Annotated in this window: 24 protein-coding genes; 17 read left to right on the forward strand and 7 right to left on the reverse strand. The window is 49.5% G+C overall.

Features of this window, described 5'->3' with window-relative positions; translation table 11 throughout:
* Nucleotides 1-149: 149 nt before the first annotated feature.
* The 4 genes from AC50Y3_RS00795 (at nt 150) to AC50Y3_RS00810 (ending at nt 5,609) form a co-directional block, all read left to right on the forward strand.
* Entirely contained in the window at nt 150-896 is a 747-nt protein-coding gene (locus AC50Y3_RS00795) for a phytanoyl-CoA dioxygenase family protein (RefSeq protein ID WP_210654958.1), read from the forward strand.
* Nucleotides 897-955: 59 nt separating this feature from the next.
* On the forward strand, nt 956-1,804 hold the full coding sequence (locus tag AC50Y3_RS00800) for a helix-turn-helix domain-containing protein (RefSeq protein ID WP_494816883.1): 849 nt from the start codon (nt 956-958) through the stop codon (nt 1,802-1,804).
* Nucleotides 1,805-2,100: 296 nt separating this feature from the next.
* Complete coding sequence (locus tag AC50Y3_RS00805) at nt 2,101-3,237, forward strand: metallophosphoesterase (protein WP_494816884.1); 1,137 nt, start codon at nt 2,101-2,103, stop codon at nt 3,235-3,237.
* Nucleotides 3,238-3,302: 65 nt separating this feature from the next.
* Nucleotides 3,303-5,609 (forward strand): alpha/beta hydrolase, encoded by a 2,307-nt coding sequence (locus tag AC50Y3_RS00810; protein ID WP_494816885.1) that lies wholly within the window; start codon nt 3,303-3,305, stop codon nt 5,607-5,609.
* 54 nt (nt 5,610-5,663) lie between these two features.
* On the opposite strand, the gene AC50Y3_RS00815 is transcribed toward AC50Y3_RS00810, so the two are convergent.
* Together AC50Y3_RS00815 and AC50Y3_RS00820 are read right to left on the reverse strand one after the other, a co-directional pair.
* Nucleotides 5,664-8,342, reverse strand: a complete 2,679-nt coding sequence (locus tag AC50Y3_RS00815) for a DUF5722 domain-containing protein (RefSeq protein ID WP_494816886.1) — start codon at nt 8,340-8,342, stop codon at nt 5,664-5,666.
* Between the two features lie 288 nt (nt 8,343-8,630).
* Entirely contained in the window at nt 8,631-9,650 is a 1,020-nt protein-coding gene (locus tag AC50Y3_RS00820; protein ID WP_494816887.1) for a LacI family DNA-binding transcriptional regulator, read from the reverse strand.
* Nucleotides 9,651-9,768: 118 nt separating this feature from the next.
* Here AC50Y3_RS00820 and AC50Y3_RS00825 point away from each other — a divergent pair, with 118 nt between their 5' ends.
* The gene (locus AC50Y3_RS00825; protein ID WP_494816888.1) at nt 9,769-11,574 is read left to right on the forward strand and encodes an L-fucose isomerase; all 1,806 of its coding nucleotides are present in this window, start codon (nt 9,769-9,771) and stop codon (nt 11,572-11,574) included.
* Between the two features lie 27 nt (nt 11,575-11,601).
* Nucleotides 11,602-12,030: an RbsD/FucU family protein gene (locus tag AC50Y3_RS00830; RefSeq protein WP_494816889.1), complete on the forward strand. Its 429-nt coding sequence runs from the start codon at nt 11,602-11,604 to the stop codon at nt 12,028-12,030.
* Nucleotides 12,031-12,153: 123 nt separating this feature from the next.
* Here AC50Y3_RS00830 and AC50Y3_RS00835 read toward each other — a convergent pair whose 3' ends face one another.
* Genes AC50Y3_RS00835 through AC50Y3_RS00845 form a run of 3 tightly spaced genes read right to left on the reverse strand, consistent with a single transcriptional unit; the run spans nt 12,154 to nt 15,918 of the window.
* Nucleotides 12,154-13,284 (reverse strand): GerAB/ArcD/ProY family transporter, encoded by a 1,131-nt coding sequence (locus tag AC50Y3_RS00835; RefSeq protein ID WP_494816890.1) that lies wholly within the window; start codon nt 13,282-13,284, stop codon nt 12,154-12,156.
* A 29-nt stretch (nt 13,285-13,313) separates the two neighbouring features.
* Nucleotides 13,314-14,435 (reverse strand): Ger(x)C family spore germination protein, encoded by a 1,122-nt coding sequence (locus AC50Y3_RS00840; RefSeq protein ID WP_494816891.1) that lies wholly within the window; start codon nt 14,433-14,435, stop codon nt 13,314-13,316.
* Entirely contained in the window at nt 14,425-15,918 is a 1,494-nt protein-coding gene (locus tag AC50Y3_RS00845) for a spore germination protein (protein ID WP_494816892.1), read from the reverse strand. Before AC50Y3_RS00845 ends, AC50Y3_RS00840 begins: the two co-directional genes overlap by 11 nt.
* Before the next feature lie 245 nt (nt 15,919-16,163).
* Here AC50Y3_RS00845 and AC50Y3_RS00850 point away from each other — a divergent pair, with 245 nt between their 5' ends.
* The 4 genes from AC50Y3_RS00850 to AC50Y3_RS00865 all read left to right on the forward strand — a co-directional run bounded on the left by AC50Y3_RS00850 (nt 16,164) and on the right by AC50Y3_RS00865 (nt 19,905).
* Nucleotides 16,164-18,353: an alpha-galactosidase gene (locus AC50Y3_RS00850; protein WP_494816893.1), complete on the forward strand. Its 2,190-nt coding sequence runs from the start codon at nt 16,164-16,166 to the stop codon at nt 18,351-18,353.
* A gap of 133 nt (nt 18,354-18,486) precedes the next feature.
* Nucleotides 18,487-18,876 (forward strand): phage holin family protein, encoded by a 390-nt coding sequence (locus AC50Y3_RS00855; RefSeq protein WP_091214630.1) that lies wholly within the window; start codon nt 18,487-18,489, stop codon nt 18,874-18,876.
* A gap of 143 nt (nt 18,877-19,019) precedes the next feature.
* The gene (locus AC50Y3_RS00860) at nt 19,020-19,397 is read left to right on the forward strand and encodes a YhjD family protein (protein WP_494816894.1); all 378 of its coding nucleotides are present in this window, start codon (nt 19,020-19,022) and stop codon (nt 19,395-19,397) included.
* A gap of 124 nt (nt 19,398-19,521) precedes the next feature.
* On the forward strand, nt 19,522-19,905 hold the full coding sequence (locus tag AC50Y3_RS00865) for a cupredoxin domain-containing protein (protein ID WP_494816895.1): 384 nt from the start codon (nt 19,522-19,524) through the stop codon (nt 19,903-19,905).
* A gap of 50 nt (nt 19,906-19,955) precedes the next feature.
* On the opposite strand, the gene AC50Y3_RS00870 is transcribed toward AC50Y3_RS00865, so the two are convergent.
* Nucleotides 19,956-20,216 (reverse strand): hypothetical protein, encoded by a 261-nt coding sequence (locus tag AC50Y3_RS00870; protein ID WP_494816896.1) that lies wholly within the window; start codon nt 20,214-20,216, stop codon nt 19,956-19,958.
* A gap of 108 nt (nt 20,217-20,324) precedes the next feature.
* On the opposite strand from AC50Y3_RS00870, the gene AC50Y3_RS00875 reads away from it, so the two are divergent.
* The 5 genes from AC50Y3_RS00875 to AC50Y3_RS00895 all read left to right on the forward strand — a co-directional run bounded on the left by AC50Y3_RS00875 (nt 20,325) and on the right by AC50Y3_RS00895 (nt 23,066).
* The gene (locus AC50Y3_RS00875) at nt 20,325-20,612 is read left to right on the forward strand and encodes a Dabb family protein (RefSeq protein ID WP_494816897.1); all 288 of its coding nucleotides are present in this window, start codon (nt 20,325-20,327) and stop codon (nt 20,610-20,612) included.
* 156 nt (nt 20,613-20,768) lie between these two features.
* Nucleotides 20,769-21,194 carry a DUF86 domain-containing protein gene (locus AC50Y3_RS00880; RefSeq protein WP_494816898.1) on the forward strand — a complete coding sequence of 142 codons (426 nt, stop codon included), beginning with the start codon at nt 20,769-20,771 and terminating at the stop codon, nt 21,192-21,194.
* A gap of 91 nt (nt 21,195-21,285) precedes the next feature.
* Nucleotides 21,286-21,954, forward strand: a complete 669-nt coding sequence (locus AC50Y3_RS00885; protein ID WP_494816899.1) for a helix-turn-helix transcriptional regulator — start codon at nt 21,286-21,288, stop codon at nt 21,952-21,954.
* 139 nt (nt 21,955-22,093) lie between these two features.
* A complete protein-coding gene (locus tag AC50Y3_RS00890; protein WP_494816900.1) occupies nt 22,094-22,579 on the forward strand; it encodes a hypothetical protein in 486 nt (161 codons plus the stop codon).
* A 70-nt stretch (nt 22,580-22,649) separates the two neighbouring features.
* Nucleotides 22,650-23,066: a YtxH domain-containing protein gene (locus tag AC50Y3_RS00895; protein ID WP_494816901.1), complete on the forward strand. Its 417-nt coding sequence runs from the start codon at nt 22,650-22,652 to the stop codon at nt 23,064-23,066.
* 76 nt (nt 23,067-23,142) lie between these two features.
* Here the strand turns inward: AC50Y3_RS00895 and AC50Y3_RS00900 are convergent, their stop codons facing one another.
* The gene (locus AC50Y3_RS00900; protein ID WP_494816902.1) at nt 23,143-24,048 is read right to left on the reverse strand and encodes an AraC family transcriptional regulator; all 906 of its coding nucleotides are present in this window, start codon (nt 24,046-24,048) and stop codon (nt 23,143-23,145) included.
* A 175-nt stretch (nt 24,049-24,223) separates the two neighbouring features.
* Between AC50Y3_RS00900 and AC50Y3_RS00905 the strand changes: the two genes are divergently transcribed.
* The gene (locus AC50Y3_RS00905; RefSeq protein WP_494816903.1) at nt 24,224-25,522 is read left to right on the forward strand and encodes an alpha-glucosidase/alpha-galactosidase; all 1,299 of its coding nucleotides are present in this window, start codon (nt 24,224-24,226) and stop codon (nt 25,520-25,522) included.
* Between the two features lie 214 nt (nt 25,523-25,736).
* Nucleotides 25,737-26,546 carry a glutamate racemase gene (gene racE / locus AC50Y3_RS00910; protein ID WP_494816904.1) on the forward strand — a complete coding sequence of 270 codons (810 nt, stop codon included), beginning with the start codon at nt 25,737-25,739 and terminating at the stop codon, nt 26,544-26,546.
* Nucleotides 26,547-26,646: the final 100 nt, after the last annotated feature.

Raw genomic sequence — 26,646 nt, forward strand, 5'->3', positions numbered from 1 at the left:
GCTGATAACGCGAGCCGCAGCACCGGATGGTGCTGCGGCTTGTATGGATTGCCGAAGATATGCATACTTTATCGGTAAAGATGCGAAGCAGATGGATGCCGAAGCGAGCGATAATAGAAACAGATTAATATCGCTTAGGAGGCATTCAAATGTCCAATATCGCAAACGGTCGATTGACACAAGCAGAAGTGGATTTTTACAATACAAATGGATATACCCTGTACAAGAACCAATTGTTCAGTGCCGAGAAGCAAGCTGAACTTTCCGCAATCTTCGAGGAACAATGGGAGCTGGTCGGCCGTCGCCTGAACAGCGAGCTCGACACGCCGCATTTCCGCGACGAGCGTCTCTTGAAGTTTCTGCTAAGCGATGAAGTGCTTGATTTGGTGGAGCCGATCATTGGACCGAACATCGGTTTGTGGTCGAGCCACTTTATCTGCAAGGAGCCGCTCATTGGCAAACAGACACCTTGGCATGAAGATTCCGCGTATTGGAAAGGCCGTCTGAGCCGCTATGACAAAATCGCAACCGTATGGCTTGCAATTGACCGCAGCTGGAAAGAAAATGGTTGTATGCGCGTCATTCCGGGTACTCACAGCAACGGCTTCTCCGATTATGAAGACGTCGATACAGATGACAGCATCTTCAACACGCAAATCAAGAATATTGATGAATCCAAAGCCGTATACTTCGAGCTGGAGCCGGGACAATGCTCGATCCACGACTCGCGGATCATTCACGGCGCTACGCCGAACCCGAGCCCGTTCCGCCGCTGCGGATACACGATGCGTTACTTCTCTACCGAAGCACGCGTCATTCCGGAGAAAAACCCGAACTTCAAGATTTGGCTTGCCCGCGGTAAAGATATCGCAGGAAGCGACTTCGTTAACGTATAATACGGATAACGAAGAGAACCGCACACGAACCATCAACTACAGGCGAAAGGCAGAGTGAGATGAGCGTCTATAAAGGCCCAGAACGATTATTAAACGACAGTTATATGACTTTGTCTGCTCCCTTCCGCCTCTTCAAGCATTCCATTGACGGATTGATTGATACGCATTGGCATGAGTTTTTTGAAATGGGCTTTGTTGTATCCGGCAGCGGTACGCATGTGCTGAACGGCGTGCCAACTCGGCTGACGAGGGGCTCGGCATTTCTGCTGACCCCGGCCGACTTTCATAGCTTAAAGTCCGATCCGGGAGAGACGCTCCAGCTGTACGACTTTATATTCAAAGAGCAATTTATCCGAGAACCGCTCTTCGAGCTGCTTTTCGGTCCGAATACGGAGCATACGTACTGGTATGTTGGGGAAGAAATCGATACGATTGAACGGGAGTACGAGCGCATCTGGGATGAAACGCTGCACTGGCAAGCAGGCAGCGACCTGCTGATCCAAGGCAGTGTAGAGCGATTGCTCATCGACCTCTCGCGCAAATGCAAAGGAACCCAGCCGACGCAAGTCTCAACGCCTGACCCTATGCAGCCGGTTCAATCATCGGTACGTAAAGCGCTGATCTATATCCAGCATCATTTCCGGGAAGCCATCCCGCTTGAAGAAGTGGCATCCTATTGCGGACTGTCCGCTAATTATTTCAGCGAATGCTTCCGGAAAGGGACAGGCTCCACCTTCCAAAGCTACGTACAGGAGCTGAGGCTGCAATTTGCCAAGTCGCTGCTGAAGACGACACAGCTGCCTGTTACGGAAATTTGCTTTGCATCCGGCTTTAATACGCTTCCGCATTTTGAACGTGCCTTTAAGAAACGGTTCAGCTTGCCGCCAAGACTATTCCGGAAACAATAATAGAACCGCTCGGTATCACCCGGCCCGGCTCTCGCCCCCCAGCAGAGCTTGGTCGGTTTTTTTTGCGTTCACGAACCGAGCACTCAATGTGAAGTTTGAGTAGACGGGAAGAAGAAGTAATCCCTTTTCAACGCAGAATGCAGCGTCGCGATGCTGCAGTTTTTTGCGATTTTATAGGGTTTGCCGACGATCTTGTAGAATCGCTATTTGCTTTTGGAATCGGTATACTAATAAAGTGAGTTTAAGAGAGACAAAGAAATAAGAATTCGTGGAGAAGCTCCATGCGGGGAGGCACTATGGCCGTTAGATTGACAATCATTCTATCGATATTTCTAGGCTTGCAGGTTTACATCGGATGGCATTTGCAGTTATTTCTTTCAGAAGCGGGCGGCAATGTTCCTTCGGGGTTGTTTTGGCCGGTGTTTGGCATCGTAGCATTCTCTTATCTGCTAGCGAGGCTGCTTCGCAAAGCATTGCCCGGATTTATGGGGGAAGGTCTGAAATGGATCGGGTCTTATTGGATTGCAGTGATGCAATATAGTGTGCTGCTTCTTCCCTTCGCCGATTTGGCTGCATGGGGCATTCGCGCTGGTTCGATCTCAAACAGAGATTCGATCCTAATAACCGGTATAGCGGTCATCGCGATTTTGTGCATCATCCTGGCCATTGGCTCATTCAATGCCTGGAGTCCGATTATTCGGCGGTACGAGGTTGCGATTCCGAAGTCAGCAGGAGATGAGGGGCCGCTTCATATCGCAGTTGCTTCGGATCTTCATCTCGGATCGACAGTACGCGGAAGGCATCTGCAGCGTCTGGTGGATCAAGTGAATGCGCTGAAGCCGGATCTCATGCTGCTGCCTGGTGATGTGCTGGACGATGCTGTAGAGCCATTCGTGAAGCATAAATATGGACGCAAATTGGCGGAAATCAAAGCGACGTACGGCACGTTTGCGATACTGGGCAATCATGAGAATTACGGCGGCGGTGTCCCTATTTATGTCAAAGAAATGAAGGAAGTTGGCATTCCGGTACTGCTTGACGAAACGCAGCTCATTGACAATCGCTTCTACCTCATCGGGCGTAAGGACAAATCCGATCATCACCGAAAACCAGCTGCGGAGCTCGTAGAGGGGCTGGATCGCTCACTTCCGCTTATTCTTATGGATCATCAGCCAAGCTCAATCGGAGAGATTGCCCAAACAGGTGTTGATCTATCGGTGCACGGTCATACGCATCGAGGTCAGATGGCACCGAATCACTTGGTGACCAAACGGATTTTTGAGCTGGATTACGGATATTTGCTCAAAGGACAATTGCATGCATTTGTTTCTTCCGGATTCGGAACATGGGGACCGCCAATACGGATTGGTAGTCGGAGCGAGATTCTATCCATTCAGGTGACTTTCGCGAAACCCAGCAATGACAACAAATAGCTGTTGGTTAGGGCTCGAATGCGGCGTATAATCGAGATATAATCTATGAATCCGAGGAGCCATCTATGGAACTTGAACTCATAACGCCGATGCCGGCGCCACCTGCGAGAGAGAGTTTCTTGAAGAGACTTGCGAGTTGGCTGCTGGATCGGGCTAAACATACTTTTCAATACGACACGACCATTTGGCGGTACGCTTTAGCCGGCGTGTGGATGGTTTGCAGTACATTGCTTATTATTGCAGCGCTCGGGATGCCGACAGGGATTGGTGTCCTCTTTGACTGCGTACTTATTATTCTGCTTGGTGTCATCGTGATGGGTGCAGCAGGTGTGATCGGTGCGTATTTGCTGACACTTTGTTATGTGCCCGTCCCGCGGCTCACATTGGCCGTGTTTGCTATTGCCGGGACGGTTATGTATAAAATCTGTGATGAAACAGATATCGGGGATCCGTTATCTATTATCTTGAGCATAAGCTTCGCATTGATCGGCGTATTAGGCGGACTGTTTATCGGCATGCTTGCAAGCCGCCGGATCGCGGTGCTTGTGAAAGTGACGTTGGTTATTGTCATTACGCTGGCCGGTTTGACCTTTGATAAATGGCCGATGAATGTACAGTCTGCCGCGCTTCCTGTGACTGCGCTGCCTACCGAGGGTTCGGATTCGCCGACTTCTATGGGAGTAGAGCTTCTGACTGGCGACAATCCCGCGGATCCCGGACTTTACCGTGTTCGTAGTTTCACCTATGGCAGCGGGAATGATACGCATCGCGACGAATTCGGCTCGGGTGTAGAACTAACTTCGCAATCTGTGGATGCTTCGCCATACATTAAACGCTGGAATTGGCTGCGTCAATTCTTCTGGGGATTCGATCAACACGAGCTGCCTGTGAATGGCCGTGTATGGATGCCCGAAGAGAAGGGCAATTATCCGCTTGTTCTCATCGTGCACGGGAATCATTTGATGGAGCAATTCTCGGACGCTGGCTATGAGTACCTAGGTGAAATGCTTGCAAGCCGAGGCTTCATCGCGGTTTCCGTCGATGAGAATTTTTTGAATTACTCCTTCTGGGGCAATATCCCGAACAACGATATGAAGGTTCGGGCATGGATGCTGCTGAAGCATTTGCAGCAAATTGCGGTGTTTAGCGAGCAGAAGGATAATCCGTTCTATCAGTCGGTTAATCTGCAGCAAGTGGCCTTGATTGGCCATTCCAGAGGCGGACAGGCCGTTGCTATGGCGGCGGACCGCAACAAATGGTTTAAGGATGACAAGACGCTGGCCAGCATGAACAACATCAACATTCAAGCCGTTGTAGGCGTGGCGCCGACAGATACGAACGTGGATAAAATGAAGGCCGAATTGAAAGATAAATATTATTTGTCGCTGCAAGGTGCAAGTGACGGTGATGTGGATACATTTAACGGTGAACGGCAGTATATCCGTACGACGTTTTCTCCGGATTCGGAGCGATTCAAGGCGACGCTCTATATTGGAGAGGCGAACCACAGCCGGTTTAACACGGACTGGGGCACGATGGACGATAGCTTGCCCGGCGGTCTGCTGCTGCGCAGAAGCGGGATGATTCCGGCAGAAGATCAGCGTGAAATTGCCAAAGTGTATATCAGCGCTTTTCTGGAAGCCGCGCTTTATGGGAAGAAGGAATACGAGCCGCTGTTCAGCGATTATCGCACGGGTTTGGAATGGCTTCCACAAGCCACGTTTATCAACCGTTACGAAGACAGTAGCTTCTTACCGCTCGCTCGAATTGACGAGGATTACGACAAGTCGAAGATGAGCAGAGGCGTAAAAGCGAAAGCCGAGAATCTGCAGTGGACAGAAGAAGGTGCGGAGGATCGAGACGGCAACAACAAAGGCTCCCGCGGCGTTGTGCTGCAGTGGAAAGAAGAAGATGGCAGCTTTACTTTGGAACTGCCGGATAGTGTCGGCGAGCAGGTCGGTGAGGCCGGCGATGACAAGCAGCTCATGTTCTCGATGACGAACCTTGAGCAAGACTTGATGGATGATGATGAAGGAAGCGACGTCCCGCTTCCAGATATAGATGTGGAGCTGAAGAGCGTGGACGGCGCGACGGTTCGCCTGCCGCTAGACGAGTTCAAACCGGTTACACCGCTGCCTTATACGATCTTTACAAGGTTTCCGTGGCTCGAGAAAACGATCAAGAACGGCAAGTATAAAGTGCCGACTGAAGCGGTATTTCAGACGTACAATCTGCCATTCGAGCGGTTCGAGGAAGCGAATCCGGCGTTCGACCCTGCAGAACTGACGCAAGTTACCTTCTATTTCACGAGCGATCAAGGCAAAGTGATGATGGATGATATCGGGATCAGCGACGAAGTGTCGGTTAATTAAGGAAAAGGTCACCTAGTACCTACTAGGTGACCTTTTTTCTATCTATCCCTAACTCTAAGAGCTAAATCCAATCTGATCCACCTGGTAGTACGCATTCCAGATCGAAGTAGAATTGGCGCTGAACCAGATTTTAATTTTGTCGATGCTGCCTTTGTATGCCCAGCCGCTAAGATCCATCGAATACTTGTTCCACGTATCCGGTGTCATCGTCGCTTTACCTTCAATGATGTTGCTGCCGCTGTAAAGTCGGACGGTCACATTATACTGCGTGGCACCTGGGCAAGCCCCATACGAATCTAAAGCAAATTGGAACTTAGGCGTGCCCGTCACGTTGATAGGCGAAGAGAGCACCTTCGTGATGCCTTTCTCCGCCCGTGCACCGCCTTCGCCATCGCCGGTTGTGGCGTTGTTGATGTTAATCTCTAAGGCTTTGGTACCGCTGAACGGAGTACCCGGACTATTGGCGAAGCTGGATACGGTCGATGCCGATTGCGAATATTCGGAGATGGCCCAGCCATCCGTGGAAGATTCGAAGGTGGACACATTAGCCGTCGGCGTGATGGAGCCCACAGACGAGAGCGTGCCAGCTACCGGAGGCGTTCGGTCGGCTAGTAGAGATGCATTATAACCTGGGATGACGGAAGCCCAGTCGCTAATCCCGATAATCGCTTTCGCAAAATCCGTCACCGCCGCGGAATCGCTCGTATCGATCTTCTGGAACACATTGTAGATGTACTTCTGATCCTTCGGCGCATATAGCACCGATTTCGTCGTATCTCGTGTCCATAATCCGAGGTTTAAGCCGCCTTCTCCGCCGTGGTCTACATGTCGATGCAGAATGAAGGAGTCGATGCCGCCAAGGAATTTCGCCTTGTAGTAGGAGTAGGCGTACGCGGCAGCCTGCGTTTTCTGATCCGCCAGCGAGTTGCTGAGGGAGTGGAACCCTTGCTCGGACAATATAATTCGCCGTTTATTCCCGCCATACAAATAGTTCGAAGCTCCGATGTAATTGGTCAGCACTTGCAGGTTCTTGAAATTAATTCGGACGGTATCTGAACTGTTCGTCACGCTCGTATCGTTCCAGATCGTCGGATCAAACAGATCCTCCGGATAAGGATGGTAGGCGATATTCCACGGGATGTTCCCCTCCGCAGTGATTCGCTTGTTGAATTCATCCATAATTCCTTTGCCTTTGTAGGTTCGCAGCGCATCGGATCCTACGCTTCCGTTCCAGTAATGATCCAAGGAGATATAGGTTCTTGCATTAGAGTAATACTTCTTCACAGCAGTCTCCGCAATGCGATACGCCCGTGCGTACTGCTCTACGAAGTCCTGCAGCAGCTTATTGCCCATGTCGTACCAATAGGCTTGTGAGTCTACTTCGTTGCCGACAATATAGTTAACGGCTCTTCCGTACAACTCATCACTTCTCGTGTATCTGCTTGCGAGGAACTCGACCCCTGCTTTCCAATACCTGACGCCATCGGCATTGGTTGTATTGATTGCCGCAACAGTGCCGCCGGCATAATCGGGATGAAGGAGCTTCGAGTTTATCGTGCCGGCTGCATAGTACATGATCAGAATAAGGCTCACGATGACATCGTCATCCGACAAGGTCTTGATGTCATGGTCAAGCCCATTAATGTAAGATTGCTTGAAATAATAAGTAGTGCCGTCCATCACGAATGGTATGGCTCCTGTTGCGCTATCTAGAAACAACTCGTTGAAGGACACATTTAATGCCGCGTGGCTGATGCCGAGCTTCTGCGCGTCATCGACCGTTTGGACCTGCAGTCCTTTGATCGAGCTTGCCGTTGGAAAAGCGAACGTGTTGACGGAGGCCGTTTGCTGCGTGACATAAGTGGGACTTGCTACGAGTTTCTTGGTGGTGTGATCGATGACTACGAACTTGGAGTAGACTTTGTCACGGGAGGAGGCATAACGCGCGGTGGAGAGTGAGAAACTGGCAACCCCGCCGCTTGGCGTTACGGTTTGTGTGGCATCAGCGGTGTAAGTGGTGTTGATGTTGTATTGTTCATAGGTTTGAAGCTCGATCAGGTCAAGCTGGACCGAGGACGCGGTGGTGTAGGTGCCGGCTGCTGTAATCTGCGTAGAACTGGCAGATACCGAACTAATCGAGCCGGGATAAGAGGCGGGGTAAGCAGAGAATCCGATATTATCGAGCTGATGTTTACCGTTCCAAGCGGAAGTGTAGGTGACAGAGCGGTAAGCTACTTCGATCTGCGTAATGTTCGTCCGATAAGCCCAGCCACTGAGGTCGACACTCAGCTCGTTCCAGGAGTCACCGGCAATGGCTTGCGTGGAGACTAAGGTTTGGGTGCCGCTGGTAAACGTAATTCTCACCTCGAACTGCGTATGCGATGGGTTTATGCCATAGGTGTTGAAAGCGCCGTGAAAGTACGGTGTCGCGGAGACGTTGAGAGCAGGGGAAAAGTTCTTGTAGGTCGATCGCCACGTCGTTCCCGCTACCGATGAGGTTGTCAGCTCGCCCATGCGGTTGCCGCTGTATGGCGTTTGCGGACCATTCAGACTGCTCGTTACATTCGATAATCCGGTGACGTTGCTGCCCCATTGCCAGCCGTCCGTTCCCGACTCAAAGCTTCCGATATCCGTCTGCAGCACAGCGGCCTCGGCTGCTTTTGGACCCGGAATGAACGGAATGAGCACCGCCAAGCAAGTCATCAAAATCATCCAACGCTTTACCTTCTTCATAATTAACCTCCTTAATAAGTATACTTACACATACTAATATATACTTTAAAGAAGGCGTTTTCAATGATGGATTCGCTGTATTAACGAAAAAATTCAGGTCTTTACAGCGTTATGATTAACTTCATGTTTAAAGTATACTTTGTAAATAATCGACAGCTTTTCACGGCATCCAGCCGTAAATGTTGACACGCACGATATGGACAAAACAAAAAGACGTGCATCGGACAAGCCGATCGTCATCAGAAAACGAAACGATCGCTGCCCAATCACACGTCTCTTCTAGCAGTTCTAACCTTGTTTCTTCACCGAACGCCGCACAATGAGCTCCGCAGGCAGCATGATCCGCTTCCACGGAGGCGCGCTGTTGCGTTCTTGAATCCGCTCGATCAGCATTTGCATCCCTAAATAACCGAATTGATAGGCTTGCTGCGCGGCCACGGTGATGAACGGGTCCATCTCGGAGTTCAACCCGAAATCATCGAAACAGACAACCGAAATATCTTCCGGAATACGCAGTCCGCGTTCGCGAAGCAGTCGGATAAGTACCACCGCAAGGACATTGTTTCCTGCCATAATTGCAGTAGGCATCGATTCCCCAACCATACTGTCAATCCATTGCCCCAAGGCCTCGACATCCAGATGCGGTCCGAAGGTTGTTTCATGAATATCCTGTTCGCGCAGCGTCAGATCGTTCAGCTTGATCGCTTCTTGGAAACCCTGCAAGCGAAGCCTGGCGCTTGAGATCGAAGGAGAACCGTTCACGAGTGCGATACGACGATGTCCTTGCTCCACGAGATGTTCAACCAAAGAGCGAGCGCCATCCTTGCTGTCGCCGAGGACGATATCGCAAGCGATGCCTGGTACCTCGCGATCGAGGAGGACGAACGGAACATTGTGCTTCCGCAGCTGCTCCAAGTGGGGGAGCGAAGGATCGCCTGCCGGCGCGAGAAGCGCACCGTCCACCCGGGTGGTCAGAATGGTATTGATATATTCCCCTTCCTTATCCAGGCTCTCGTCGCTGTTGCCAAACAGCAGGCGGTAGCCTTGTTTGCGTGCAGCATCCTCAGCACCGCGCGCAAGTGTCGTATAGAAAGGATTCATAATGTCCGTTATGAGCAGGAACAAGATACGGGTTTGCTGTAATACAAGGCTGCGCGCCATCTGATTAGGCACATACCCCAGCTCATCCATCACCTTTTTCACCTTCAAACGGGTTTTCGCGCTGATTTTCCCAGTGTTATTGATAACCCTCGAAACGGTCATTGCCGACACATTCGCTTGCGCCGCAATATCATAGATTGTAACCATGCTATCCGTACTCCTTATCGACAAATCATGCACTAATATTATACAACAAACGGATTGACAGCAAGCGGTTTCATTGCTATTTTTATGTTATCGGTAACATCGTCTCAAAACATTGATTATGGAGGGATTAACTGTGGCAGATATCGGCACTCGATTTGAATCCTCATTTCCCAAGATTGGGATTAGACCTGCAATTGATGGCAGACGCAAAGGAATCCGTGAGTCGCTCGAGGAACAAACGATGGAGATGGCGAAGTCGGTAGCGAAGCTATTCTCGGAAAATCTGCGCTATCCAAACGGGGAACCGGTAGAATGCGTCATTGCAGATACCTGCATCGGCGGCGTTGCGGAAGCTGCGGCTTGCGGCACCAAATTTGCACGTGAGAACGTTGGGGTATCTATCACGGTAACACCTTGCTGGTGTTACGGTACGGAAACGATCGATTTGGACCCTTCGATTCCGAAAGCCGTATGGGGCTTCAATGGTACAGAACGTCCGGGTGCGGTATATCTTGCTGCGGTGTTGTCCGGTTACGCACAGAAGGGACTCCCTGCCTTCGGCATTTACGGGAATGAAGTGCAAGATACGGGCGATACGTCGATCCCATCGGATGTGCATGATAAGTTGCTCGGGTTTGCCCGTGCGGGACTTGTTGTCGCCTATATGAAAGGGAAAACTTACCTGTCCATGGGTTCGGTTTCCATGGGGATTGCAGGTTCTATCGTAAACGATGCTTTCTTCCAAGAATACCTCGGTATGCGTACCGACTATGTAGATATGACCGAGTTTGTTCGCCGCATGGAACAGGGCATCTACGATCCTGCCGAATACGAGCTTGCGCTCGAGTGGGTGAAGAAGAACTGCTTGGAAGGGCCGGACAACAATCCGGAATCGATCCGTACTACCCGCGAACAGAAGGATAAGGACTGGGAGACGGTTGTCAAAATGACGCAGATTGCCCGAGACCTGATGGTTGGCAATCCAAGGCTCGACGAGCTTGGGTATGGCGAAGAAGCGCTTGGCCATAACGCCATCGTTTCAGGCTTCCAGGGGCAGCGGGCGTGGACCGACCATTTCCCGAATGGCGACTTCTTGGAGGCGATGCTCAATTCCTCCTTCGATTGGAACGGCATTCGTGCGCCTTACATAGTGGCCACAGAGAATGACAGTCTAAACGGCGCAGTGATGCTGTTCGGCTCCCTCTTGACGAATACCGCTCAAATCTTCGCCGATGTGCGCACGTTCTGGAGTCCGGATTCCGTTGAACGCGTGACGGGGCACCGCTTGGAAGGCCATGCCGAGAACGGCATTCTTCATCTGATCAACTCCGGGCCGGCAACGCTTGACGGAACAGGTCAGCAGGAGCGTGACGGCAAACCGGTCATGAAGCCGTTCTGGGAAATCAGCGAGGAGGATGCGCAACGCTGCTTAGATGCTACCTCATGGCGCCCGGCCTCTTTGGAATACTTCAGAGGCGGCGGCTACTCTTCGGATTACTTGACCCGTGGCGGAATGCCAATGACGATGTCCCGCATCAACCTCGTGAAGGGAATCGGACCTGTTCTGCAAATCGCAGAAGGCTATTCGGTCGACCTGCCGGAGCATGTCCATGATACGCTCGACAAACGTACAGATCCGACTTGGCCGACAACGTGGTTTGCACCTACGCTGACCGGCAAAGGTGCGTTCCGCAGCGTTTACGATGTGATGGACAATTGGGGCGCGAACCACGGCTCCATCAGCTATGGCCATATCGGTGCGGATCTGATTACGCTGGCTTCCATGCTCCGTATTCCGGTCAATATGCACAATGTGCCAGAAGCGAACATTTTCCGTCCACGCGCTTGGTCGCTGTTTGGTACGGACAATCCGGAGAGCGCGGACTACCGGGCATGCAACAATTTCGGAGCACTATACAAATAAGAATAACTACCTCAAGGAGGATCATTCATGTTATACGGAATCCCGAATATCATCTCACCTGAATTGCTCAAGATCTTAATGGAAATGGGCCACGGCGACGAAATCGTCATCGGGGACGGGAATTACCCTGCAGCCAGCAACGCGCAGCGTTTGGTGCGCTGCGATGGCCACAATGCGCCGGAGCTACTGAACGCCATTCTGCAATTGTTCCCGCTGGATCAATACGTCGAGAAGCCGGTGACGCTGATGCAGGTTGTACCCGGTGACAAGGCGGAGACGCCGATCTGGGGCACCTTCGAAACGATTATCCGCGAGCGGACCGGGAAGAGCGAGACCTTCGAAATGATTGAACGCTTCGAGTTCTACGACCGTGCACGCAAAGCCTATGCCATCATTGCTACAAGCGAAAGTGCTTTATATGCGAATCTCATTCTCAAGAAAGGCGTTATCGCCTAATTTGAACGAATCCAATACAACAAAAATGAATTACAGCATTAAAAACCCTGTTTCCCGCTAGTGGATTCGGGGTTTTATGTTGTAGTAAGTTTGTTGGCTACGACTCGACAACTGATCTGCGCTTCAAGGTGTCAACTTTGCTGGAACATCCCCCTTACTGAACTTCTTCCTTACCATGGTAAGGAAGAACACAATCGGAATGTAGATGAAGGCAAAATAAAACCCAACTTTCGAATGCAGCATTTTCATTGTTCTTAAATGCTCGGGGTCTTTAATAAACAACTGTAAGATTACATATAGGACAAGGATAACAATTAAATTGTGAATGGGTTTTGTCCGCCAAGACATCTTCAAACTATGACAAGCAATCCATAATCTGACAGAGACGCAGGCAAGCGTTTTAAGCAGCCATATCGAAAGTAGAATGTACTCCACTCTTTGAAACAGCGGTATTTCAAGTATTCCGATCACTTTCAGCGCCGGCCACACCATGTGAAGAAGTTGACTTTGGCTGAAATACAATAGGCAAACGACCAAGGAGACTAAAAAAAACAAGCCAGAAATCCCCACTGCAATATGCGCCCATTTTTGCGACTTCGCTTGCGTTTGTATATACGGATATATCCCTAGTAAAACCTCGGCTCCCAAAAAGCTAAACGCCATCTGATGAGTTGACTTCAGGATCTGCATCGGGGAATGATTGAAGAAAGGCAATAAGTTTTGAGGATACAGATTAGGTATTAACATTAACAGGATAATAATTGGCAGTAATATAATGATTACAATAAAGAAGGCCCAGAAACAGATCCCTGTAACGGTTTGAAAGCCGCCTGACACCGTGTAGTAAATAAGCACGAGAAAGACAATACTGATTGGCCATAAATTCATTGTGGGAAATGCGGAAATTTGAATCAAATCCAGGTAACCTCGATACGTAACGAGTGCTCCTAAAACGAAATACAGGATAATCGCCTGGTTCAGGCATGCGCCAAGGAATTTCCCGAAATAGGCAGGATTGATGGAAATGAAATCGGGGGTAACGGGATTCTGATTGGAAAGGATTTTAAACATCATCCAGACTAAAAGATGTGTGCATAGCCAGATAAGAAGAGTAGAGACCCAAGCATCTTGGGCTGCATCCATTACAACATCATGTTGAAAGCTCAAATAATTGATGTCTATGATATTCACGTACACAATAAAAAACAGATGGATAGGAGAAACGGTGAATTTTTCGCTAATCATGCTGCTCATAAGCCCCTTTCTCCTCTTCCTTAAAGCCTTTATTCGTAAAGACCGGTCTGGACAATTGTAAGATCAATCTTGATCATGGTCTTTAATGACGAGTAAGATGCTTGAAATTCTTTTTCATTCCACCCCCTCGATTTGCTTCGCAAAAAGTCGCCTAGTCCAATCGGATCGACCTGTTTCGACTTGCATAGGGAGATAAAGTCTTCGGCTTTCTTAACTATATACGCAGCCAATTTTTGTTCAAAAGCAGCTATCTCCTCTTTCGTTTCAAAATGTAAATACTCAGGTGAATCCCGTAAGGAAACCTTCATCTTAATTTTTATGAGGATGGCAGGTGCCGGTTCCTGTGAGACGAGTTGGAAAGTCCTATTCGAAGCGATGTTTCTCATCAAAACAAAATCATCATGAAGCGAGCCAGACGCTTTCAATGGCATTAAAATGCTTCCATGCCGAGCGTTTTCGGTAAGCAGTTTCAGAATGAAGGCATCGCGATTATCCACGTTGGTTACGAATTTATCATCCTTAAACAAGGCGATACCATCGATTTTTATAGCGTCGCCTTCCATATTTAAATAAGGCAGGAACAGGTCTCGTCCCGCTGTATAATAATTATACAGCGAGGTTTGAAGATTCAATTTCGGCAAGTTACCCCACTTCCCATTTTGCTCGACCAAATTCGTGATAAACACAGTGTCGTGCGTTTTAACGGTAGAGGACAAAAGCTCAGCAGCCGTCGTACCGGATACTGCCAGCTGCATTCGGCTTGAAATCGAAGGTTCGCGGAATAATCTTTCCAATATGGTTCCGATTCCTTGTCTGGCAAACTCTTTGCCGAACAACACCATACTCATCTGACCGGTTTGAATGGATTTGTTGGATTTTGTGTTTTGCTTCTGCAAAGTTTCCAGGCTGGAAATCGATTCGGTACTTAGTATTTTGATATTTGTTTTCTCTTTCTCCGAATAATCGCCGAACAATAGCGTGCTTTTGACGCGCTTTCCGTCTATATCATAACCTGCGCTTTGTATAAGCGTAACTTGATCCACGATTTTTCGGTCGCTGCAAGAACTAATAAGCAAACAGGTCAAAACCAGGATCCATATGCAGCCTGTATACCTTAAAAATCTTGCCCGAACGGCAGCTTTATTCCTCATTAAAATCACTCTTCGATTTCACTTTTTTAGGTCTATATCTAAGGTGGGAGTCCGGTTTTAAATAACCTGGTCTCGTGTTGGTAAATTGCAGACTCGATCGTACAAAGCTGTCGTTCATATCTTTGATCCGAAAAGGGTACAACGGCACGCTGTATGGATATCCCAGAGATCTCAGTCTCGTGATATGGACGAGCAAAAAACTGACGCCGATAAAAATGCCGATGCCTCCCCAGAGATCGGCTAGGATGATAATGGGGAATCGGAGAAAGCGAATCGTGCTGGACATCTTGTAAATCGGAGTTACGAAAGAGGCTAACGCCGATAAAGAAATAATGATGATGAGAATGTTACTGGTCAATGCTGCATCTACTGCAGCAGTACCCAAAACAATGCCGCCTACGATGCCGAGTGTTCCGCCGACCCTGCTCGGCAGCCGCGCACCGGCTTCCCGAAGAGCTTCAACCGTGATCTCAAGGAGCAGTACCTCAAGAACGGGGGGGAATGGGACATTTTGTCGTGAATAAATCAAGCGGACAAGCAAATCCCGCGGTACCACCTCGTAATGATATGTCGTAATAGCAACATACAAGGCGGAAGCAAAGAGCGAGAATATGACACCGAATATTCGGATTGCTCTGAAGAAAGAACCTAATAACCATGGCAAATAATAATCTTCGGGAGAGGTAAAAAAGTCATATAACGTCGAGGGCCCCGTTACAAAATAGGGAGAACCTTCGCTGATCATGGCCACTTGACCCTGCAGCAAGGCATAGACGACCCGATCCCTTCGTTCCGTTGTAATAAACAAAGGAAACGGGGAAAAGGAATTGTCGGAGATGAGTTGATCCAGAGTCAGCGTATCAAAAATAACATCGAAATCGATAGCCGATAACCTTTTCTCAACTTTTGCAACGTTTTCGTTATTTGCGGCGCCTTCAATATGGAGAATCATTACTTTCGATTTGGATAGACTTCCGATCGTCAATTCTTTCGCGATCAGATTCGGGACGTTCAATTGCAAGCGAAGCAGATGAAGATTCGTGTCCAGATCTTCGACAAACCCGACTTTCGGTCCCAGAACGCTGAATTCATTCTCGGTTTCATTGGACTTGCGTAAGCCATCTTTGCTTTCCAATGGAACTAATGCGCATAATGGATCATGTTTTTTCCATTGAACGATGGCGTGACCCTTCAACAGCTTGGATTGGATGACATCGATTTTGTCGGTAATTTCGATTCCATCAAAGGGAAGGAGCGCTTTTATGTCCTCCAGACAGTTAAGTTCTAATCGATTATGAATTTGCAGCGCGCTCATGAATTGTTGTTGAAGCAGTTTACTATCAATCATTGTTTTGTAATATGAAATATATAATGGAGGTTCGGTGAACGATAGCTTATTCGTAACGAAATCACTGGATTGCCGGGACATTGTGAGCAATTTTTCAAGATCTTTAGCATCCACGTTCACCTTGGAAATATTCATCCTCTCTTCATTTTTTTGGTATTTTGTGTTTAAGCTTTTTATTTTATTCGGGCAAAGGAAAAACGAACGATTCAGCAGCTTGTTTCGTCTCATCGTTACATCCTACATTCATCCATATGACCGCTAAAAGCATCCATGTAGAACGAAGTCAATTAGCCCTATACTGGTAAACGACTAGGGTTAAATAAGTCGTTTTAGACGGCCTCCACGGAGAGTCGTTTATTCCATAATAGGGAGAGCTGCTCATGTCGATTATTTTTGATTCCGCTACGAATCTCTTTCACCTTCAAACCCGTTCGATGAGCTATGTTTTCCAGTCTCTGCACGGATTTCCGACTCATTTGTATTGGGGTCGCAAGCTCACTAATCCGGATGCATCGCGTCTGTTGCAGCGCATGGAACGTTGTTCGTTCAGTCCGAATCCAATTCCGGAAGACCGTACGATTTCACTCGATACGCTTCCGCAAGAATATCCAGGCTACGGCTCAAGCGATCTGCGGAACCCGGCCTACGCGGTGCAGCTGCCCAACGGAACAACCGTGACGGAGCTGCTCTACGTCTCGCATCGCATCGTAAACGGCAAACCGGTGCTGGAGGGGCTGCCTGCCGTCTACGCGGAATCCGATGAGGAAGCGCAAACCTTAATCGTTACATTGGCGGACAAGCTTGCCGGCCTTACGGTAGAGCTTTCCTATACGGTGTTCGCTGCGTTTGATGCCGTCATTCGATCGGCTCGCATCGTGAATGACAGCCAATCTGTCATGCAGTTGACGAGAGTGCTTAGTGTTAGCGTCGATTTGCCGCATGATGGATTTGAGCTGCTGCAGCTTTCCGGCACGTGGGCGCGTGAGCGTTATATTCATAAGCGCGCTTTGACGCCTGGGGTTCAGGCAATCGAAAGCCGCCGCGGATCAAGCAGCCACGCCAACAATCCGTTCTTCGCGCTGCTTGGCGAAGGGGCGACTGAGGATCATGGCGACGTTTATGGCTTCAGTCTCGTATACAGCGGCAGTTTCACGGCCGGTGTCGAGGTGGATCAGTACCACACGGCGCGCGCATATATCGGCATTAATCCGTTTGATTTCTCGTGGCGGTTGGAGCCGGGTGAATCATTCCAAACGCCGGAGGCTGTTATGGTCTTCTCCTCGGCAGGTCTTGGTGCCATGTCCCATACGTACCACGAATTGTACCGTACGCGTCTGTGCCGCGGTGCATTCCGCGATGCGGTAAGACCCATCCTGGTCAACAACTGGGAAGCTACCTATTTCAACTTCAATGCTGACAAAATCGAAGCGATCGCGAAAGCGGGCAGCGAGCTCGGGCTTGAGCTGTTCGTGCTGGATGACGGCTGGTTTGGCAAACGCGACAGCGACAACAGCTCGCTCGGCGATTGGATCGTTGATCCGAAGAAGCTGCCGCAGGGCTTGGAGGATTTGGCTGAACGAGTACGCAGCCATGGCCTGCAGTTTGGACTATGGTTTGAGCCGGAGATGGTATCGCCGGACAGCGATCTTTATCGCGCACATCCGGACTGGTGTCTGCATGTGCCGGGACGTCGCCGTTCTGAGGGCAGAAAACAGCTTATTCTCGATCTCTCGCGCGCAGATGTACAAGCTTATATTGTCGAGGCAATAGGCTCGATTCTGAAGAGCGCTCCGATTACGTATGTGAAATGGGATATGAACCGCAACATGTCGGAGATCGGCTCGGCACTGCTGCCGCCGGAACGCCAGCGTGAAACCGCGCACCGTTACATGCTCGGACTTTATAATGTATTAGAGCAAATTACGACTGCATTCCCGCATATTTTGTTCGAGAGCTGCTCCGGCGGTGGCGGTCGCTTCGATCCCGGAATGCTGTACTATATGCCGCAAACATGGACAAGCGACAACTCCGATGCGATCAGCAGGCTGAAGATTCAATACGGCACGAGTATCGTTTACCCGATCAGCTCGATGGGCGCCCATGTGTCGGCATCGCCGAACCATCAGGTTGGCCGTGTTACGCCGCTGAAGACGCGCGGGGATGTGGCGATGTCCGGCAATTTCGGCTATGAGCTTGATTTGACGGCATTTACGGAAGCGGAGAAGGAAGAAGTGAAGCGCCAAGTCGAGCTCGTGAAGGAAGTGAGGGAGCTGGTGCAATACGGTACCTTCTACAGGCTGCTCAGCCCGTTTGAAGGCAATGAGACGGCATGGATGTTTGTCTCGCCGGATCAGAAGGAAGTGCTGGTAGTCCATGTAGTGGAGCTTAATGAGCCGAATGCGCCGCTTAGCAGACTGAAGCTTAAAGGATTGCGAGAGGACTACAGCTATGAATGGATCGGAACGGACGAAGTTGTTGGCGGCGATGAGTTGATGTATGCCGGTGTAGCCAAGGCCATCCCGCGCGGCGATTATTTCAGCACTGTATATCGATTCGCAGCACGAGATTAGTTAACCTTAGTTATCTGAAAATCTAACGAAAACCTATACAAACGATATACGTTTCTAAGGCGATTTGACGGACAACCTCATACTCTCCTGCATATGATAGATTGTAAGCGCACTACGAAGGGAGAGTGAGGTTGTGCCGCACACCATCGTCTGTACCATAACAGCTTTGTTTGGATCACTTGTGACCTTCTCCTTCGGAATGTGGCCGGAATCCTTAACCCTCCTTCTCGTTGCCATGGGGACGGATTATATTACAGGGATAACGGCTGCTATTAAGGAGAAGAAACTAAACAGTTCCATAGGATCATGGGGAATTGCCAGAAAAGGGATCATGCTAGTCGTGATCCTTCTGGCGCACCGAATTGACATATTACTGGAGCTAAGCAGCATTGCAATGGGCGGAGCCATTTACTTCTATTTGGCGAACGAGCTGATTTCCATAACGGAAAATTTAGGCCGGATCGGCGTTCCCATGCCGGACCGCCTCCGTCAACTTATAGAAGTGCTTAAGAACAAAAAGTAAGTATAGCTCGCTTGTTTTGAGGCCATCCTGTTTGGGATGGTCTTTTTCTTATCCTTACACCGCTTACACGGCTTGCAACTTCAAATCGCACTTGTTATAATGAGAACAAATGTTCTTATGCGCAGTGCTTTGGAGGGGTCAATATGGCTGTAGATATGGTGGGGTCTTCACCGCCCGTTCAGATTGGCAAGGAGCTGGAATTAGTGAAACGCTACGTGCTGCTTGGTATCGTGAATCAAATTCTCGACCACGATATTCGAATCATTGGCGCCACACCTACGAAGCTGCCAAGGCTTTATGAATCGATGATTCGGGGGCTCCAAGATCGGGTGCTGCTGGAGCTGGCTGCCATGCGTAGACAATTTCGGGACAGCGGCATCGGCGTCGACAAGGAGAAACGAAGTACGGCAGGCCTCTGTGCAGCATACAGCTGCATGGGCTATCGACATTCGTTCTCGATGCCTTGGACCTTCGTAAAGGCGGAATCCGAGCGGCTGTTGAAGAACTACTTGACGAAGTGACGTTCATCATTTTGTCAAAAAGCCGAAAAAAGTTTATTTGCAGAAGCGGTTTAAGGTTGAGAAGAACGGACGATCTTATGTAATATAGGGAGTAGACATTTGATGAAAAGGGGAGCAAGAAGCAATGCATAAGTGGATTATGTTTATCGTTTTCGCAGCGGCTTCGGTTTTGGGCGTATACTTGCTGACTACTCAGCTTCCGGGTAAGCCGGTTGACGAGGCAGCGACATTGCCGCCGGGCGTTACATTAATGAAAGTGGAAGCTTCCGCTGACTTCGTATTCGACAAGAAAGAATACAAAGTAAAGACAGGCGATAAAGTTAAGATCAAACTGATTAACAAAAGCGGACTTCATGGTCTGGCTATTCCTGATCTGGGTATCGACTTGCAAGGCGATAAGATGGAGCAAGAAGTTGTATTCGATAAACCGGGTAAATATGAGATGCACTGCGCCGTTATGTGCGGAACAGGCCATCAGGATATGAAGTCCGTTCTAATCGTTGAATAACAAGCAAAAAGGAGCCCGCTAACGGCTCCTTTTTTATCATTATCACTCCATTAGTCATACGAGCGGCGACGGCCTCTGCGGCTTCGCCCAACTGCATAGTCGCAGATGAAGCCGAGCAGCGCCCAGCTGGCAATCGTAAGCACATACATGAGGTACACGTTAACCTCATGAATGTCCACGATCATGTCTGTAATCCATGCAGGAACGCTGAACATGAAGAACACCAGATTGTGGGGATCATAGCCTGTGGAGTTATAAAGGCATAAAGCGACGCCGATAAGCGTTGCTGCAATCGTTACCGGATAGCGCATGCGTTGAATCTCCTTTACTGGAAGATTGCCGATAGTCGGCACCTTGGGTTATTATGTGACAAAAGGATGCTTTGCATCCCATTCCACTCTCGAAGGAGCGAACTTATTATGATAACGCATATCGTATTGTTTAAATTGAAGGACGGCAGCCCGGAAAGTGTTGCTCGTACCGTTCAAGTGCTCAGAAACATGGAAGGCAAAATCGATGAGCTGCTGTCCATTGAAGTAGGTACTGACGTTCTGCACTCGGAACGTTCGTATGACATCGCGCTTATTACGAAATTCGAATCCATGGACACGCTGGCGGCTTATCAGGTTCATCCGATACATAAAGAAGTTATTGCGCATATCACGGAGGTTCGCGAAGCATCCGTATCCGTGGACTTCGAGAGCTAAGAAAAAGGGTAAAGGGCGATTTAAATCATGGGTGATGTATTTGAAATGATGACGTACCTGATCGTCGTGATCATCAGCGCGATTGTCATGACGGTTTGGCTGAAACGGAAAGCACGTAAGAACAAGAGGTAATTACGGAACAGGGGTTTTGCAGGTATGTATTATGTGAACCGCGAGCAGCTGGCTGTGCGGCTGTCAGTCATTCCGGAAGTAATAACTGCGTTAACGCAGCTTAAGCAGAACTGGGACGGCAGCTTGCTTCAAGGGCTTGCACAGGAGCGCGCATTGCATTTAGCAATCGAAACCGTTACGGATATCGGAAGTTATCTGATTGACGGATTTATTATGCGAGATGCGAGCAGCTATGAAGATATTGTTACGATTATCGAAGGGGAGCGCGTGTATCCGGCAGAGCTGCAGGAAACTCTTCTTGAGCTCGTTCGGCTGCGCAAACCGCTCGTCCAGGATTATTTTGAATGGAACCGGGCTGAACTCCATCCCTTAACGACTCAGCTGCCAATGACGTTGTCTGCATTCAAATCCGCTGTAGAAGCGTATCTCATCCAAGAGCTGGGCAGTTAGCTGCCGGAGGCTGTTGTCGATTTACGAAACGGCGAAAATGCGTTACAATGACGACATTAGAACGTGCTGAAGTGCCGAAGGTGGTGAGGGAATGGAACAGGATGGAACTCCGATGAGTATGCAGAAGGAGCCGTTATTCAGGCTGGAAGGCTCGACAAGGCAAACCGTGCTCACGCTGCTCAAAACAAACGGACAGATGAATGCCGGTGAGCTCGCGAAACATCTGCAGATTACAGAAATGGCTGTACGCCGCCATCTAAGCACGCTTGAGCGGGATGGTCTTATTGCGCCGACTATCGTGCGTCAGGCAATGGGGCGACCGACTCATATGTTTCGTCTAACGGAGCAAGCCGAGCTGTTATTCCCGAAGAACTACCATGTTTTCGCACTGGACTTGCTGGAAGAGCTGGAGGACGATCCGGAGACGGCTATTATCGTTGACCGATTGTTTGAAGGCCGTAAACGCAAGCTGATCGAACGCTATGCCTATCGCATGGATGGGAAGTCGCTGGAGGAGAAAGTAACCGAGCTTGCTTCGATTCAGAACGAGGGCGGCTACATGGTTGCACTCGAGAATGACGAGAACGGCCTTGTGATGCACGAATACAATTGTCCCATTGCGCAGGTCGCAAATCGCTATCAGCAAGCCTGCCAGTGTGAGCTGTCATTATTCCAGCAGCTCCTTGGAACGGACGTGGAACGAACGGAATGTTTGGCTAAAGGCGGGGGCAAGTGCAGCTACCGAATAGCCGGTATATAAGGATAAAGAGGTGTTAGGAGATGGTCCTAACGCCTCTTTTTTTTTCGTGAGTTGTGTCAAAACAAGCCCATGCTGGGTATTATGTCAGTAAGTAAATGGGCATTAGCCCGCAAGGCAGTACGTTAGGAGGTGTCCGCTCATGGATTCGATATGGCTTGAGGGAGTAGCTGTTGCAGCGTTCGTCGCGTTGGTAATTGGGATTTTGCTCTGGCTGCGATCCGCGGATCGTAAGCTGGCGAAGCTGATTCAAACGGCCGAAGCGATGGAGCATTATACGCAGCATGCGGCAGCTCAGGTGAGTGCGCTGATGGATCCGGTGACCGCTACCGTCAGAACTGTGCAGAAGCAGCTGGACGGCATGTCCAAATTAGCCGAAGCGACAAAACGAATTGGCGATGCAGCGAATCAATTGTCCTTCACCGTGAACCGGGTTTCCACAGACCTGAACGATACGGTCGAGCGGCATGCTGCAAGGTCAGGCGAGAAAGTGAAGCATGGCATCACAGAAGCGCTTGATTGGGCTGAGGTTAGTTATGCGGTGTGGCAGTTTTGGCAAAACAAACGGAAAGATAACCATTCCTCTGCATGCTCAAGCTATGACCAAGGGCAGGATACTACTAACTAATTATACAGTTGCTATGCTGCTGCGTGTACGAAAGCAGCGCAAGCCGCTGTACCAAAGGAGTGTATTGAAGATGGCAAAAAGCAGTGGAAAAAGTTTCTTATTTGGTGCAATTGCAGGTGGCGTAATTGGTTCCGTAACAGCTCTGTTGCTTGCACCTAAATCAGGTCGCGAGCTTCGTAAAGATATCGCAGACGGAACACAGGTTGTTTCCGAGCACACCGTTCGCATTGCCGGTCAAGTCGGCGACTCGACGACTCGTATCGCGAAACAAGTGGGCAGCGGCGTAACGGTAGCTGCTAGCAAAGCGAAAGAAACAGCAAGCTCGGTCATTGACAATGTTCGCAGCTGGCGCCATGCAGGCAAAGAAGAAGTGGCTGAAGTGCTGGATGATGCCGGAGACCTTGTGCAAGAAGCCGGAGATGCAGTACATGATAAGGTTGAAGAGCTGACGCAAGACCGCAAAGAAGAGCTTCAAACGATCAGCTAATTGATTGCAATTGATGGTTGAATCATGAAGAAGGCTACGCTGCATGAGATCATGCGGCGTAGCCTTCTTTTTTCTTTTATTTGAAGTTTCGAGCGTGCAGGCGGTATTCGGAAGGCGAATAGCCGAATGTTTTGCGGAACTGTTTGGAGAAATAGAGGGCATCGGTGTAGCCGACAGAAGAAGCGACCTGGTCGATCGACAGGTGATACTGCCCATTCAGCAGCTCCTTCGCCCGCTCCATCCGTACCTTGAGCAGAAATTGCATCGGTGACACGCCGGTTACTTGCTTGAACATTTTGGATAAATGCGTCCGATGGTAGCCTAAGCTTCGCGACAAATCCTCGATTGAAATTTGCTGTGCATATTGATACGACAACCAGCGAACCGCTTGTTTAATTTGTCTGTCGATGTCGGATACGATGGCGATGGAATTAAAGGCCAGATTGCCTGCATTCAATAGCCCAAGCTCCTTCAGGAAGATACGCAGCAGCCCGTTTGCTTCCAAGTCGGCAAGCTCCGGAAACGGAGTCGATTCAAGCGTGCCACGGATTTTGCGGTAAAGCGCGGCAAGCGGACGAACATCATCCGTATGAACGATGGGGCGTGCCGGGGAGAAGCCAAGCGTCAGCAGCAGGTGCTCGGAGATATGGCCTTTGAAGGCGACCCACATATAATGCCAGGGTTCTTTCTCATCGGCTCTATACGTGAACAGTTCATCCGGAAAAATAATAAAGGTGTCGCCTTTCACGCACGAATAACGGACACCGTCAATCTCGAAGGTCCCGCGGCCCGACAGAACGGTGTGAATGAGATAGTAGTTATGAACGGCCGGTCCAATGAAATGGCCGCCAACCGGCTTGCCTTCCCCGCTGAAGAGCAGCGATAATTCGCCTTGAGCCGGCTGCGAATTATTGTAATCCGTAAATTTATAGTGATCCGAGGTGCGGTACAGACTATCTTGCTTGCTGCTTGTCTTCGGCATCGTGAAAGCCCCAATCCTTATCATTTCAGTAGGATAATTGTAGTTCAAAAAACTACAAATGTACATATAAAACATGCTTTATTTCCTACTCAATCCGTTATTCCCTGCACTATAGTAGAGAAGAGAAGAATACATTAATCCGCTTACATGGCGGACCATTTTCAAGGAGGATACGATGCCGAAAATTACTTTTATTGGCGCAGGAAGCACTGTGTTTGCGAAAAACGTACTAGGCGATGTATTGCACACACCAGCACTCCAAGGATTCGAAATCGCATTGTTTGACATTAACCAAGAACGCTTGTCCGACTCCGAAACGATGCTGAACCATATCAAGAATACGTGCGGAAGCACTTCAACTATTAAAGCGTACACGGACCGCAAGGAAGCGCTTCGCGGTGCCAAATTCGTCGTTAATGCGATCCAAGTTGGCGGCTACGATCCTTGTACCATTACGGACTTCGAAATTCCGAAGAAATACGGCTTGCGCCAAACAATTGCGGACACTGTAGGGATTGGCGGTATTTTCCGAAACCTGCGTACGATTCCGGTCATGCTTGATTTTGCTAAGGATATGCAAGAAGTATGTCCGGACGCGTTGTTCCTCAACTACACGAACCCAATGGCGGTTCTGACGAACGTCATGAACACATACGGCGGCATCAACACAGTTGGCCTTTGCCATAGCGTTCAGGTTTGCGTCGATCACCTCTTCTCAAACCTCGGCATGGATATGACGGGTGTTAAATCCAAAATCGCCGGTATCAACCACATGGCTTGGCTGCTTGAAGTTTCCAAAGACGGCGTAGACCTGTATCCGGAAATTAAACGCCGTGCGCGTGAGAAACAAAACGAGAAGCACTGGGATATGGTGCGTTACGAAATGATGCTTAACTTCGGCTACTACATTACCGAATCTTCCGAGCACAACGCCGAGTACCACCCGTACTTCATCAAGCGCAATTATCCGGAGCTGATCGAACGCTTCAACATTCCGCTGGATGAGTACCCGCGCCGCTGCATCGAGCAAATCGGCAACTGGAAGAAGCTGAAGGATGAGCTTGTTCGCAATCCGGAGCTTCAGCATAAACGTACGCACGAGTATGCGTCGTACATATTCGAAGCGATCGAAACGAACGTACCGTTCAAAATCGGCGGTAACGTGATGAATACCGGCTTGATCACGAACTTGCCGAAAGAAGCTTGCGTAGAGGTTTCCTGCCTTGTCGACCGCAATGGCGTAACGCCGACATTCGTTGGCGATCTGCCGCCGCAATGCGCTGCGCTGAACCGCACGAACATCAATACGCAGCTGCTCACGATCGAAGCTGCGATTACAGGCAAACGCGAGCATATCTACCATGCGGCGATGCTTGATCCGCACACAAGTGCAGAGCTGTCGATGGATGATATTAAAGCAATGTGCGATGATCTGATCGAAGCGCATGGCGACTGGCTTCCAGCGTATAAATAAGTCGAAATCATAAACAAAGCCGCTCCGGCTGCATGAGCAGATTTAGATGCTCATGCAGTACGGGAGGCTTTTTTCTTTATTTTCCAGCTATACCTAGGCATAGCGGCGTTTGTTGAACCTTGTCTGGTTTTGCGCTAAGATGTAGGTACCTTTTCTTCATCGTATTCATATTCTATTGAAGTCCTGCCAAAACGTTCAAGAAAGCGGTGTGTCTGTGCAACAACCGATCGCAATATTGGATTCTGGTGTAGGCGGTTTAACAGTCGTCAAGGAAGTCATGCGCCAGCTTCCCCGGGAAAAAATCATGTATTTCGGCGATACCGCTCGTACCCCGTACGGCCCGCGGCCCGCTGAAGAGGTGACTCGGTTTACTAGGCAAATCGTTGAGTATTTAATCCAATATCGTCCGAAAATGATCGTCATTGCCTGCAACACGGCAACGGCTGTCGCCCTAGAGGATATCCGCTCCCGTGTCGCGATCCCGGTAGTCGGTGTGATTCATCCCGGCGCTCGCGCTGCGAACGGCCGCACACAAACTGGGAAAGTCGGTGTCATCGGTACGGAAGGGACGATTCGCAGCAGCGCCTACGAACATGCGCTTAAGCAGCTATCTCCGAACATTGAAGTGATCAGCTTGGCTTGTCCGCGGTTTGTTCCTCTTGTCGAACAAGGTAATTTCCGCTCGAGAGAAACACAAGAAGTGGTGGAATCGTCATTGGCACCGCTGAAGAAACGCGACATCGATACGTTAATTTTAGGGTGTACCCACTATCCGTTCTTATCCGATACGATTGCTGCGGTAATGGGCAGCGATGTAACGCTGATCAGCTCCGCGGATGAAACCGCTCGCGAAATCAGTACGATCCTGCATGATCGCAACCGATTGACGCGCGACGGAGATATTCCCGTGCATCAATTCTTCTGCAGCGGAGATCCGCGCATGTTTAGGAAGATTGCCCAACAATGGTTAGGTGAGCAAATCGAGCTAACGCCTGTCGTATGGCAGGTGCCCAATATCGTATAGATGTTCCGCCAACAAACCGGAGCCGTCTCCTTCAGTCAGATGACAGGGGCGGCTCTTTCCTATGAATTGGCATGCCGGGCAGCGGAGCGGCATAGCATGT

It is taken from the genome of Paenibacillus sp. J22R98 (assembly GCF_059383835.1).